At 63.3% G+C, this 12741-nt stretch carries 14 protein-coding genes; 5 read left to right on the forward strand and 9 right to left on the reverse strand.

Annotation, left to right across the window (positions count from 1 at the left end):
- Positions 1 to 261: 261 nt before the first annotated feature.
- Positions 262 to 447 (forward strand): hypothetical protein, encoded by a 186-nt coding sequence (locus IPM06_04870; GenBank protein MBK8769744.1) that lies wholly within the window; start codon positions 262 to 264, stop codon positions 445 to 447.
- Positions 448 to 503: 56 nt separating this feature from the next.
- Here the strand turns inward: IPM06_04870 and IPM06_04875 are convergent, their stop codons facing one another.
- The 8 genes from IPM06_04875 to lnt form a co-directional block, all read right to left on the reverse strand.
- Positions 504 to 1253 (reverse strand): sulfite exporter TauE/SafE family protein, encoded by a 750-nt coding sequence (locus IPM06_04875; GenBank protein MBK8769745.1) that lies wholly within the window; start codon positions 1251 to 1253, stop codon positions 504 to 506.
- Positions 1254 to 1296: 43 nt separating this feature from the next.
- The gene (locus IPM06_04880) at positions 1297 to 1731 is read right to left on the reverse strand and encodes an NUDIX hydrolase (protein ID MBK8769746.1); all 435 of its coding nucleotides are present in this window, start codon (positions 1729 to 1731) and stop codon (positions 1297 to 1299) included.
- Positions 1707 to 2708 (reverse strand): inorganic phosphate transporter, encoded by a 1002-nt coding sequence (locus IPM06_04885; GenBank protein ID MBK8769747.1) that lies wholly within the window; start codon positions 2706 to 2708, stop codon positions 1707 to 1709. The genes IPM06_04880 and IPM06_04885 overlap by 25 nt, the downstream gene beginning before the upstream one ends.
- A 14-nt stretch (positions 2709 to 2722) precedes the next feature.
- Positions 2723 to 3367: a DUF47 domain-containing protein gene (locus IPM06_04890; protein ID MBK8769748.1), complete on the reverse strand. Its 645-nt coding sequence runs from the start codon at positions 3365 to 3367 to the stop codon at positions 2723 to 2725.
- 83 nt (positions 3368 to 3450) lie between these two features.
- Positions 3451 to 4104, reverse strand: a complete 654-nt coding sequence (gene trmB, locus IPM06_04895) for a tRNA (guanosine(46)-N7)-methyltransferase TrmB (GenBank protein MBK8769749.1) — start codon at positions 4102 to 4104, stop codon at positions 3451 to 3453.
- Positions 4101 to 5291: a methionine adenosyltransferase gene (locus IPM06_04900; protein ID MBK8769750.1), complete on the reverse strand. Its 1191-nt coding sequence runs from the start codon at positions 5289 to 5291 to the stop codon at positions 4101 to 4103. The genes trmB and IPM06_04900 overlap by 4 nt, the downstream gene beginning before the upstream one ends.
- A gap of 166 nt (positions 5292 to 5457) precedes the next feature.
- Entirely contained in the window at positions 5458 to 5868 is a 411-nt protein-coding gene (locus IPM06_04905) for a helix-turn-helix transcriptional regulator (protein MBK8769751.1), read from the reverse strand.
- A gap of 186 nt (positions 5869 to 6054) precedes the next feature.
- Positions 6055 to 7629 (reverse strand): apolipoprotein N-acyltransferase, encoded by a 1575-nt coding sequence (lnt, locus tag IPM06_04910; protein MBK8769752.1) that lies wholly within the window; start codon positions 7627 to 7629, stop codon positions 6055 to 6057.
- A 157-nt stretch (positions 7630 to 7786) separates the two neighbouring features.
- Between lnt and IPM06_04915 the strand changes: the two genes are divergently transcribed.
- Complete coding sequence (locus IPM06_04915) at positions 7787 to 8281, forward strand: TerB family tellurite resistance protein (protein MBK8769753.1); 495 nt, start codon at positions 7787 to 7789, stop codon at positions 8279 to 8281.
- Here the strand turns inward: IPM06_04915 and speB are convergent.
- On the reverse strand, positions 8274 to 9245 hold the full coding sequence (speB, locus tag IPM06_04920; protein MBK8769754.1) for an agmatinase: 972 nt from the start codon (positions 9243 to 9245) through the stop codon (positions 8274 to 8276). The genes IPM06_04915 and speB overlap by 8 nt on opposite strands.
- 95 nt (positions 9246 to 9340) lie before the next feature.
- Here speB and IPM06_04925 point away from each other — a divergent pair, with 95 nt between their 5' ends.
- The 3 genes from IPM06_04925 to IPM06_04935 are packed head-to-tail and all read left to right on the forward strand — an operon-like array spanning position 9341 to position 12701.
- Positions 9341 to 10456 carry an FAD-binding oxidoreductase gene (locus tag IPM06_04925; protein MBK8769755.1) on the forward strand — a complete coding sequence of 372 codons (1116 nt, stop codon included), beginning with the start codon at positions 9341 to 9343 and terminating at the stop codon, positions 10454 to 10456.
- Complete coding sequence (locus IPM06_04930) at positions 10453 to 12030, forward strand: 5-guanidino-2-oxopentanoate decarboxylase (GenBank protein MBK8769756.1); 1578 nt, start codon at positions 10453 to 10455, stop codon at positions 12028 to 12030. Before IPM06_04925 ends, IPM06_04930 begins: the two co-directional genes overlap by 4 nt.
- Positions 12027 to 12701 carry an HAD family hydrolase gene (locus tag IPM06_04935; GenBank protein MBK8769757.1) on the forward strand — a complete coding sequence of 225 codons (675 nt, stop codon included), beginning with the start codon at positions 12027 to 12029 and terminating at the stop codon, positions 12699 to 12701. The genes IPM06_04930 and IPM06_04935 overlap by 4 nt, the downstream gene beginning before the upstream one ends.
- Positions 12702 to 12741: the final 40 nt, after the last annotated feature.

Here is a 12741-nt window from a genome sequence, read left to right on the forward strand (position 1 = left end):
GCGGGACCCACTCTCCAATTCCGGTTTCCCGGTTCTGATGAGTGAATTTCGTGAGGCTCACATAGTCTTTTTCCGTCCCCGGGGCAAGAGGCTGGGGACGGAGCTGCCGACGGCTCGCAAATGGTCCCCCATCGGGCAGCGACACTTTGCCGTGGGCCATCTCGCAACTGCGAGATTGATCGTCTCGCATATGCGAAATATATAGACTTTCGTTTTAGGACAGCAGCTTGAGGATGAGCTCAGTCCGAACGGAGAAAGAAGATGCTTTACAAGAAATACCGCAAGATGGCCGAACCGAACAAAGGCCACACCTACAGCGTGCATTCCCACGGCAATTCCGGGAAGGTTCACCAGTGGCTTCTCTGCCGCGACAGTGACGTGTTCGACCGCCATCTGGTGGAAGAAATCGAACTGAACGATCCCAAGGTCTGGCAGTGGCTGGAATAGCCCTTCATTGATCTGAAACAAAAAAGGCGGGGCGCCCGTCGCCCTGCTCTGCTTCTCTATCCCCACACCGGCAGACTGATCGCCAGCGACAGCCCGATCAGTGCCAGGCAGATGCGCCGGAATGTATCCGCACTTGCCAGATGGAACACCTTGCTGCCCGCATAAAGCCCGGCAGCGAAGAACGGCACCAGCAGCAGCGCCAGCTTGAAGATGGCAATGGTCAGCAGCTTTCCCACCAGATAGCTGGCGAAGGCCATCATCGTTGAAAAGGCGAAATACAGGATCGTCGAGGCCCGCATCTCGCGATGGTCATGGTTGCCACCGAGCCAATAGGCAACAACCGGCGGGCCCGCGAGTTGCGCCAGCCCACTGAACACGCCGGAGGTCACGCCCACCGCCACCGTCATGCCCGCATGCGGCTTGCCGCCATAGCGCCAGCCGGAAACCAGAAGCACCAGCATGGCGGCTACCAGGAGCGTGATGAACCAGCGCAGCAGATGGGGATCACCCAGCGCCAGCGCCACCGTGCCAAGCGGCACGCCGACAAAACCGCCCACCGCCATCAGTGCGACTTCGGGTTTCCGGGCCTTCTCCCAGGACGTCCACATCAGCGGCAGGGCCACGATGCCATCGGTCAGCAGCAGCAACGGTGCTGCCGCCTGCGGACCCAGGAATCGCGCCGCCAGCGGCACAAAGATCAAGGCCGCGCCAAAGCCCGAGAAGCCGCGCGCCAGGCCGGCAATAAATGCCGTCACCGCAAGCAGGGCGAAGAGGGAAAGAGAGACACCCGCGAAATCCGAAATCATCGTGGGACTGATAGTGTGAGAATGCACAGCGTCAAGGGCAGCTTCAGCCCTTGAAGTTCCGGAGCAGCGTCTTGAGCCCAGGCTCCGCCACGCGCAGAACGGCGTCATGGGTCGAAAACCAGCTGCGCGCCCGTTCCTCCATCTCCGGCCAGGCCTTGCGCTTCTTTTCAACTTCCAGCGCATAGACCGTGACCGTGATGGGCAGGATCTCTTTCTTGCCGCGCTTTTCATAGAAGAATGTGCCGAGCGGTTCCCGCCGCATGCGGCCCTCGACGCCGGCTTCCTCGAAGGCTTCGCGGCGAGCCGCGTTGTAGTCGGTGAGGCCCTCCATGGGCCAGCCTTTGGGAATGACCCAGCGCCGCGTCTCGCGCGATGTCACCAGCAGCACCTCATGGCTCTGCTTGCGCTTGCGCCAGCACAGGGCCGCCACCTGCTGCAATGGTTCGCGCCCGCTCACAGCACGTGGGTTGCCAGCCAGTAGAACACCGCCGCAAGGAAGGCGGAGGCAGGAATGGTGATCACCCAGGCCCAGACGATGTTGGAGGCGATGCCCCAGCGCACCGAGTTGGCGCGCCGTGCCGTGCCCGCACCCACGATGGCGCCGGTGATGGTGTGGGTGGTCGACACGGGAATGCCGAGGTAGGTCGCCGCAAACAGCGTGAGTGCGCCCGCCGTGTTGGCACAGGCGCCCTGCATCGGCGACAGCTTGGTGATCTTCGATCCCATGGTGTGCACGATGCGCCATCCCCCGAGCATGGTTCCGAGGCCCATCACCACATAGCAGGAAAAGATCGCCCAGTCGGGCACATGGAATTCCTTGTAGACGCCGTTGGAATAAAGCAGCACCGCGATGATGCCGGCCGTCTTCTGCGCGTCGTTGCTGCCATGGCCCAGCGAGTAGAGCGCCGAAGCCACAAGCTGCAGCTTGCGCATCACCCCTTCCGCCCAAGCCGGATGGGCGCGCACGAAGAGCCAACTCAGCAGGATCATCAGGATGATCGCCAGCACAAAACCCGTGAACGGTGACAGGACGATGGCATAGATGGTCTTGGACAAGCCGCCCCAGACAATGGCACCGAAGCCTGCCTTGGTGACGCCCGCGCCCACGATGCCACCCACCAGCGCATGCGACGAGGACGAGGGAATGCCGCCCCACCAGGTGATGAGGTTCCAGGCGATGGCGCCCGCGAGTGCCCCGAAGACAACGGCATTGTCGATCAGCTCGGGCGCGATGATGCCCTTGCCGACCGTGGTCGCGACGTGCGCCTCAAAGATGAAGAAGGCAGCGAAGTTGAAGAAGCCCGCCCACAGCACCGCATGGAAGGGCTTCAGGACACGCGTCGACACGACTGTCGCAATGGCATTGGCGGAGTCATGCATGCCGTTGATGAAGTCGAAGAACAGCGCCACGAAAATGAGCGCGAAGAGCGTGACGTTGAAGCCGACGGGGTCCATGGCGGCCTCCGTCCTCAGGCGTGCTCGATGACGATGTCGCTCACCACGTGAGCCACATCCTCGAAGCGGTCGCAGATCTTCTCGAGGTGGTCATAGAGTTCCGAGCCGATGATGAAAGCCAGCGGATCCTTCTTGGCACGGCCCTTGTAGAGGGTGCGGAGACCTTCGTCGTTCAGCTGGTCGGACTGTTCCTCGATCTTGGTGATCTCGCCCGTCAGCGTGTGCAGCTTGGAGGAGTTGCTGCCGACATTGCGCAACAGCGGCAGCGCTTCGGCCGTGAGCTTCGCGAGCATGATCACCCGGTCGGCCATGGCCCGCATGTTGGGCTCGAAGGTGGTGACATCATACAGCATCACAACCTTGCCGGTCTTGTTCATCTGGTCGATGGCGTCGTCCAGCGTGGAGGAGAGGGCCTTGATGTCGCTGCGGTCGAAGGGCGTGATGAAGGCCCGGCGGATCGCCTGCATCACCTCGTAGGAAATGTGGTCGGCCTCTTCTTCCTGCCGCGAGAGCTTGGCGCAATTGTCCGCAAGCGATGCGCCGCCATCGAGGATGGCCCGCAGCGTCTGCGCCGCTTCCTGCGCCTTGGCGGCCTGCGCTTCGAAGAGGTCGAAGAACTTCTCTTCCTTGGGCATCAGGGATTTGATGAATTGAACCATCGCCGCGCTCCGCTGTTGTGACGGTTGAATGACAGCCATATGACAGCACGGCCCCGCTTGCGATAGTGCGTTTTTGCCGCGATTCACCGTTTTCGGAAAGTGAGGTAGGCGGGCGCTCGCCCCTCCCGGATGGCCTTGGTTTCATAGCGGGTGCGGGTCCAGTCCGCGAAGGGCTGCGACGGATCGCCCTCCTCCGCAAACCCGCCATGCGCGGCCACATGGTCGCGTGTCCAGTTCACATAATCGGGAATGTCGCTGGCAAACAGGAACAGCCCGTCATCCGTGAGCACCCGGTGGAAATGGCCGAGTGCCGCGGGCGAGACGAAGCGGCGCTTCTTCTGCCGCTCCTTGGGCCATGGATCGGGATAGAGCAGATAGATCCGCTCCATGGATTGGTCCGGCAGCGCTTCAAGCAGGGCGCGCGCATCACCATAGTGAACACGGACATTGCGCAGTCCGCGCTCCTCGATTTCGGCCAGCAGCTTTGCGACACCGTTGAGGAAGGCTTCCGCCCCGGTCAGCGCCACGCCGGGATGGAGTTGGGCCTGGTGCGCCAGATGTTCGCCGCCACCGAAACCGATCTCCAGCCAGCGCGGCGCGGCCGAATTTGCAAGCGGATCGGCGATGTCCAGCGCCACCTGCGGAAGAAGACTTTCCATGAGGTCGGAATGGCGACGGCGCAAAGGTTTCCCCTTGCGCCGGCCGTAGAATTGAAAGCGGGGCAGTCCAGTCGTCACTTCACCGCCGCTTTGAGCGCCTTCACGAGGTCGGTACGCTCCCAGGAGAAGCCGCCGTCCTTTTCCGGCTTGCGTCCGAAGTGGCCATAGGCCGAGGTGCGCGCGTAGATGGGGCGGTTGAGATCGAGGTGGGTGCGGATGCCGCGCGGTGAAAGATCCATCACCTTGCGGATGGCCTTCTCCAGCTTCTCTTCCTTCACCTTGCCCGTGCCGTGGGTGTCCACATAGACCGACAGGGGCTGCGATACGCCGATCGCATAGGAGAGCTGGATCGTGCAGCGCGAGGCGAGCTTGGCCGCCACGATGTTCTTGGCGAGGTAGCGTGCCGCATAGGCCGCCGAACGGTCCACCTTCGTCGGGTCCTTGCCCGAGAAAGCACCGCCGCCATGGGGAGCGGCACCGCCATAGGTGTCAACGATGATCTTGCGGCCCGTGAGACCGCAGTCACCATCGGGTCCGCCGATGTAGAACTTGCCGGTGGGATTGACGTGCCACACCGTGTCCTTGGTGATCCAGCCCTTGGGAAGCGCCTTCTTCACATAGGGCTTCACGAGCGCGAGAACGTCCTTCGACGTCATGGACTCATCGAGGTGCTGGTGCGAGACGACGATCTGTGTCGCCGCCACGGGCTTGCCGTTCTTGTACTGGACGGAAACCTGGCTCTTGGAGTCGGGGCCAAGGCGCTTCTCGCCCTTGTGGCGCGCGTCCGCCAGAAGCTGAAGGATGCGCTGGGAATAATAAAGGGGTGCGGGCAAGAGGTCCGGCGTTTCATCGCAGGCATAGCCGAACATGATGCCCTGGTCGCCGGCGCCTTCATCCTTGTGGGCGGCGGCATCGACGCCAACGGCGATGTCAGCCGACTGGCCATGCAGCAGGATTTCAATCTTGGCAGTGTCCCAGTGGAAACCGTCCTGCTCGTAGCCGATGTCCTTGATCGCCTGCCGCGCCGTTTCCGCGATCTTTTCCTTGGTCACTGACGAGGGCCCGCGGTATTCGCCGGCGATCACCACGCGGTTGGTGGTGGCAAGTGTTTCGCAGGCCACGCGTACCGACCACGGATCCATGCCCTGTGCCAGCGCCTCGCGGAAAAAAAGATCCACGACCTCGTCGGAAATGCGGTCACACACCTTGTCGGGATGACCTTCCGAGACTGCCTCACTGGTGAAAACGAAGTTCTTGCGCGCCATCAAAGACCCCTTCCCAACGCAACATAAAGATATCTTTATGTGTTCCGGCGCCGTTAATGACAGCCCTGCAGGATGGGGTCAAGTGCGAAGGCGGCCGCACCCTGTGGGTACAGCCGCCTTTCGCATATTCTCGTCAATGGATCGGCTGAAGTGTTCGCCCGCCTGACTAGACGGCCGGCTCCTTCGAGTCCGCCACCTGGCGCGCCAGGGCCGCGATCAGCTTGCGCTTCTGCGGGCTGTTGGCATCACGGAAGGCTTTCGCAAGCTGGATGCCTTCGGCGGTCATCAGCGAGGTCATGAATTCATCCGGCTGACCGCCTTCCTTCATGCCGCCGTCGGCTTCAAGGCCGGGCAGTCCTTCAAAGAAGAAGTTGATCGGCACCCCAAGGGTCTTGGCGGCATAGAAAAGACGGCTGGCGCTGATGCGGTTAGCCCCCTTCTCATACTTCTGGATCTGCTGGAACGTGATGCCCAGCAATTCACCGAGCCGTTCCTGGCTCATGTTGATCAGTTGCCGACGCATGCGGATTCGTGAGCCCACATGCACGTCAATGTAATTTGGATCGCGTCTTGCCATTTCTCTCAGACCCTTGCCCCCAGTCTGAATGACGTCTGCAACCAAGCACTGTGCAATTCCCAGCAAAGGCAAGTGATTTGGTCAACTATAGGTATTCACATAAGCCATCTCATAACCCCGAACAATCAGAAATGTTCAACCTGAACGAAATAACACCATGTGAGGTTCCGCAACGATGCGGATTTTTCACGCGGCGCGAGTGATCATCATACCACGGAGTAAAAATCCTGCGGCAGCTATGAGCAGAGCAAGCATCAGGCCACCGTTGCGCGCATAAAAGGTTGCATCCAGCGACTGCGGCACACGACTGTCAATCGTGGTGCGCGTGTTGAGTTGTGTCTGGGCGAGGATTCGTCCGAGGGGATCAATGACGGCGGAAATGCCCGTATTTGCCGCACGAAACAGCGGCAGCCCCTGCTCGATGCTGCGCAGGCGGGCTTGTGCAAGATGCTGATGGGGACCAGTCGACAATCCAAACCAGCCATCATTGGTGACGTTAACCAAAAGGCGCGGTCGCACCTGTGCAACAAGTGCATCTGGAAAAATCACTTCGTAGCAGATGAGAGCGCCGGCCGGACCGATCCCGGGCAATTGCACATTTGACGGGCCTTTGCCGGCGGTGAAACTCTCTGGCAGCGACACCACCTTGCGAAAGCCGATGCGCGAGAGAAGACCTTCGAAGGGCAGGAACTCGCCGCCTGGCACGAGCCGCCACTTGTCGTATGTGCCTGTCACCTCGCCTGCCTCGTTGATGGCGAGGATGCTGGTGAAATAGGGAGGCTCCCCCTCGCCCGCCGGACCGCGGCGGATGGCACCGGCCACCAGCGTGCGCCCGGGCTTCAGCATGGCGCCGATCCGGTGCAGCGCCTCCTCGTCTTCATCCAGCAGGAACGGAACCGACGACTCCGGCCAGACCACGTGGCTGACTCCAGCCGCCTGTGCGCCCTCCTGCGACAGTGTCACCAGCGTGGAGAAGATGGCCTCGCTGTTGTCGCTGCGCCATTTGTCATCCTGCGCGATGTTGGGCTGCACGAGGCGCACCACCGCTTGACCCTCGAAGGCCGGAGGATGGGCCGCCAGCCTCCACATCCCCCACGCTTGCGCCAGCGGCAGCGTGAGAACCAAGGCGACCGCTGGCCATGCGATGCGGCGGTGGCGCTGCCACGTGACGAAAAGAAGTGCGGGCGCGGCGGACCACACGAGCACCAGCAGCGTCAGGCCGTTCATGCCAACGATGCTGGCGAGTTGATCGACAGCACCCATGCCGTCCGAGGCAAGCCCCGGCACCGACCAGGGGAATCCCGTGAGCAGATGTCCACGCAACCATTCCGCAACAGAGAGGAGCAAGATCGCGGACAGCCAGCGCGGCACGAGATGTTGCGGCACGAGGGCGGCGCAGGCGGCGGCGATTCCCCAGTAACACGCCATGAACAGCGCGAGGCCACCCACCGCAAAAGGCATCATCCAGAGGTCGGCCGCATTGACGAAGAAGGCATAGCCGATCCAGTGGAAAGCCACGATGAAGTAACCGAAGCCGAAACTCAGCCCACTGATGAAGGCGGAGCGAAGTGCGCCGTGCGGCAGGCTCTCCAACCGCAGCAACAGGAGGGGGACCGTGGCAAACAGCAGCCACCACAAGCCCGTGGGTGGCAGCGCCAGCCCCGAGGCTGCCCCCGCCACAAGGAGCAGGATGAGGCCCGGCCGCGGCCACATGGCCGCTCCGCTCATGCCGGCATCGGGGCTTTGAGAAACACTGCTCATGGGCTGCTCCATGAAGCGCTTCGCCCGCGCCCGCAAGCCGTTCGGTGCAGCCCGCTCGCGAAACCAACCAAATTTGGAAAATCATGGTGCCAGTTGCCCTTGAAAATTCACCGTGTTCGTGTAGGCGCGGGCCTCAACCGGGATTCTGGAACCGATCATGACTGACCGCCTCGAGGGCCACGACGGCCTGTCGACTGCAGCCGCGCGTCTGCAAGATATTGTCGCGCTCCTCAAGGAACCGTCCGGCTTTTCCCGCCTCGTGCCGGAACAGCGCAAGTTCATCCTCGCGGTGGTCATCGCCTCGGTGGTGCCCGTCGATGGCAAGATCAAGCCCTGCGAACTGGAAAAGCTGCAAGCGCTGCTCAAGGCTCGCGTGCAAACCCATGGCAAGACGCTCGACAGCGTGGTGCTGCTGGCGCAATCGGGACTGGGTGAGAATGCCGCAATCGGCCTCGCCGCGTCGCGTCTTGCTGACCTCCTCGGCATCGAAGACCGCTGCGCCCTGATCGGCATGCTGTGGGACGTGGCGCTGTGCGACTACGAACTCCATGCCAAGGAAGAGCAGCTGATCTATGACATCGCCGACAAGGCTGGCGTGCCGCGCAAGAAGGTGGCGGAGCAGCAGGCGAAATCCGCAGCCAACGTCACCTGACGCGCGATGCCGCCACGCACTCCGCCATGTGGCAGAGAATCTCGAACATCATGACCGTGCCCGCATAGGCCGTGAGGCCCGACGGATCGAAGGGCGGCGAAACTTCCACCACATCCGCACCCACGATGTTGACGCCCTTCAGCCCGCGCAGCATTTGCTGGGCCTGGAACGTGGTGAAGCCGCCGATCTCCGGCGTTCCCGTGCCGGGCGCGTAGACGGGATCGAGCATGTCGATGTCGAAACTCACATAGGTCTCGCCGTCCCCGGCCACCTTGCGCGCGATCTCCATCACCGTCGCGGGCCCCAGATCCATCGCTTCCTCGATGCGCATCAGCCGCACGCCCATCTTTTCGCCCCACTCGAAGTCGTCATTGTCATACATGGAGCCGCGCAGGCCGATCTGGATCACGCGCTTGGGATCGAGCAGGCCTTCCTCGATGGCACGGCGGAAGGGTGTGCCGTGGGTATATTTGAAGCCACCGAAATAGCCGTCATAGAGATCGGTGTGCGCATCGAAATGGATCATCCCCAGCGGCTTTTTCTTGCCGAGCGCACGCAGCACCGGCAGCGAGCACAGGTGATCGCCGCCCGCCGACAAGGGACGGATGCCTTTCGCCACCAGCGCCGCGAAATGGCCCTCGACCCGCTTCAGTGTGTCGTCAACACTGGCCGGATTGACCGAGCAATCCCCGAGGTCGGCGACATTGGCGAGATCGTAGGGAACGACCCGGCTGGTCTGGTGCATGCGCCGCACCATGGACGACTGGTCGCGCATCTGGCGGGGCGCGTGTCGCGGGCCGGGCCGGTTGGTGGTGCCGCCATCCCAGGGAATGCCCACGATGCCAATGTCAATGTTCGCCGCATCCGCAGGCGCGACGTGCGGCAGGCGGAAGAAGGTGGCGATGCCGCCGAAGCGCGGCGTGACGAGCCCCGAGACGGGCTGGTTGAAATCATGGCTGGGCATGCGAAATCTCCTGTTCCCGCCACGCTATCAGGCCTGTGCATCTTGGCAACTGCCAGTGCGTGACAAGGAAGCAAACCATGCGATAGGTTCGGCTCATGAAATCCTACGACATCATCGTGATCGGTGCGGGCATCGCAGGCGCATCGGTGGCGGCGCATCTCGCCCGCACCAAACGTGTCTGCATCCTCGAGATGGAGGAGCGCGCGGGCTTCCACAGCACCGGGCGGTCTGCTGCGAGCTTCGAGCCCAACTACGGCCCACCGCCCATGCTGGCCTTCACCCGCGCCAGCGAGTCGTTCTTCAACGCGCCGCCGCAGGGTTTCACCGATGCCCCGTTGCTGACGCCGCGCGAGTCGCTGTTTCTCGTGGCCGAGGGGCAGGAGGACGCTGCCGACAACCTGCTCGCCAAGGCGAGCGAATTGGGCGAGATTTCCGAACGCGCCGCCCGCGAGGTCTTTCCGGTCTTGCGCGAAGGCTATGCGCGGCGGGTCTTCCTTGATCCCAACACGGGAGATCTCGACGTGGACCTCATCCATCGGGGTTTCCTGCGCCAGTTCCGTGAGCGCGGCGGCGACGTCTTCACATCGCACGAAGTGAAGGGACTGCTGCGCCGTGACTGGCAATGGCAGGTGGCGACGGCCCATGGCATTTTTGCAGCCCCGGTCGTGGTCAATGCCGCGGGCGCCTGGGGCGATACCATCGCCAAGCTGGGCGGCGTCAGGCCGGTGGGCCTCCAGCCCAAGCGGCGTTCGATTGGCGTCGTTCCCGTGGACGATCATCCCGGTGCCGCCGACTGGCCGCTGGTCACGGATGTGGGCGAGACCTGGTACTGCAAGCCGCAGAGCGGCAAGCTGATTGTCTCCTCCGCCGATGCGACGCCCGTTGACCCGCATGATGCCTATGCCGACGACATGGCAATCGCCCTTGGCGTGGAGCGCATGATGGAGGCAACGACATTGACCGTGGAAAGGCTGGAACACCGCTGGGGCGGGTTGCGCAGCTTCGTGCGCGACGGCAACCCGGTCGTGGGCTTCGCCCCCGGCAGCGAAGGCTTCTTCTGGCTCGTGGGCCAGGGGGGCTACGGCATTCAATCCTCGCCGGCGTTGGCGGAAACGGCAGCGGCCCTCATCCTCGAAACGCCTCTGCCCGTGTCCGTGATCGGACATGGTCTCGAACTCTCTCACATCTCACCCGAACGGTTACACGCATGAGCACAAGACCTGAACTTTCTGCTGGCGAGGCCCTCGTCACGCTGCTGGAAAACTATGGCGTGGACACGATCTTCGGCATTCCCGGCGTCCACAACATCGAGATGTACCGCGCCCTGCCGCGCTCGAAGATCCGCCATATCCTCACCCGGCACGAGCAGGGCGCCGGCTTCATGGCCGATGGCTATGCCCGCGCCAGCGGAAAGCCCGGCGTCTGCTTCACCATCACGGGACCGGGGTTGACCAACATCCTCACCCCCCTGGGGCAGGCCTGGTCCGACAGCTCCAACGTGCTTGTCATCTCGTCGGCTCTCGACATCGCCGATTCAGCGCAAGGGCGCGGCCGCCTGCACGAGATGATCAGCCAGTTCAACGCGGCCGCCGCCGTGACGGCAACAGCGGTGCGCGCCTACACACCAAAGGACATGCAGGATGGCGTGGCCCGCGCCTTTGCCACCTTCGCTTCTGCAAGGCCGCGGCCAGCCTATCTCGAAATCCCGCTTGATCTCCTCTCCATGCCGGCAGGGCCGGGCTGGAAGGCCCGCGTTGCACCGGCGAGACCCCGGCACAGCGCCGCTGACGTGGCCTTCGCCATCAGCCTCCTGAAAGCGGCGAAGTCGCCGATGATCGTGCTGGGCGGCGGGGCCCTGGAGGGAGGCGCTTCAGCACGCGCCATCGCCGAGGCGCTGGGTGCACCCATCGTCACGACGACGGCTGGCAAGGGTGCCGTGCCGGCAGAGCATCCCCTGTGCTGGGGGTACTGCATGGGCGATCCCCGGGTGCAGGCCCTGCTGCAAGCCTCTGACTGTGTGCTGGCCGCTGGCACGGAACTCTCGGAAACAGATTTCTGGAACAGCAATTGCCTTCTCGACAACCTCATCCGCATCGACATTGATCCCGCCTCGCTCGCCCGCCCGCACAGTGCGCGCCTCGCGATCCTTGCGGATGCAGCGCCCGCCCTTGCGGCCATTGCGGCAGGCCTCGCAGGCAGCACGGCAGCGCCCCGGTTGAATGCTCCGTCCACGGATGATGTCACGCCGCTCCGCGCCATGCTCACCCGCGTGCTCTCCGTCATTCGCGACAGCCTGCCTGCCGAGACGGTCATCGCCACCGACATGACCCAGATCGCCTATGCGGCGAACGAAGTCTTCCCCGTCTCGCAGCCGCGAACCTGGCTTCATCCCGTGAGCTTCGGCACGCTGGGCTTTGCACTCCCCGCCGCCATCGGCGCGAAAGTCGCCGTCGGCAGCAAGCCCGTCGCCGCGTTGATGGGCGACTACGGTTTCCAGTACACCGGCAATGAACTGGGCACCGCCGTCGAACTGGGACAGCCCTTGCCCATCCTGCTCTGGAACAATGAAGCCTTGGCCCAGATCAGGGACGGCATGGCCGCGGCCGGCATCCAGCCCAACGCCGTCACGCTCCACAATCCGGATTTCGTGGCACTGGCAAAGGCCTATGGCGCCCGCGCCGAACGCCCGGAGTCGCTGGCGGCACTGTCACGCGCCATTGCAGCCGCACTCACCGCCGATGGCCCCACGCTCATCGAGATGACGCCGCGCATGGTCAATCCATGATGCCAGAGCGTTGCGCCGTCATCTTCGATGTGGATGGCGTCCTTCTTGAACTCACGCCCAACGAGGAAGACATCTTCTTTGCCGCCTTCGCGCCCTGGGGTGATCCCTCCACCTTGTCGCGGAGCTGGAACAGCTACCGCATCCGCAACGACGACGACATCGTGGACGAGATCATGGAACGCTGGTCCATCCCGCCTGCGGAGAAGTCCGGTCTTGTCGCGGCCTACCATGAAGCCCTTGCGGCGCGCCTCGGCGATGGCCGCCTGAAGAGCGAAGTCATTCCGGGCGCGAAAGAGCTGCTCGCGGAGATCTCCGGCAGGGCGGTGCTGGGCATTGCCACCGCCAACTTCCGGGAGGCCGCGCGCCTCCGCCTCGTGGCTTCGGGCCTCTGGGACGCCGTGGCAACGCTGGCCCACGGCGCCGATGGCGGCGGCCACAAGCACGACATCCTCGCCCGCGCCATTCGCGCCTCGGGTCTTCCTCCAAGCCGCATTGTCTACATCGGTGACAATCTCAATGATGTGGAGGCAGGCCTTCGGAACGGCGTCCACTTCATCGGCTTTTCACGTGACGCGGCGCGCCGCAACCAGCTAGCCGCCGCAGGTGCCCGCCACGTCACCGGAAACCATGTTGAAAGCCTGCGCTTCATCCTTCACAGTTTGAACGCTTGACCGCGCCATGACCCCATGGGATTCCGGCAGGCCAAGGCCC

Source organism: Hyphomicrobiales bacterium, assembly GCA_016710435.1.
Taxonomy (GTDB): domain Bacteria; phylum Pseudomonadota; class Alphaproteobacteria; order Rhizobiales; family Aestuariivirgaceae; genus Aestuariivirga.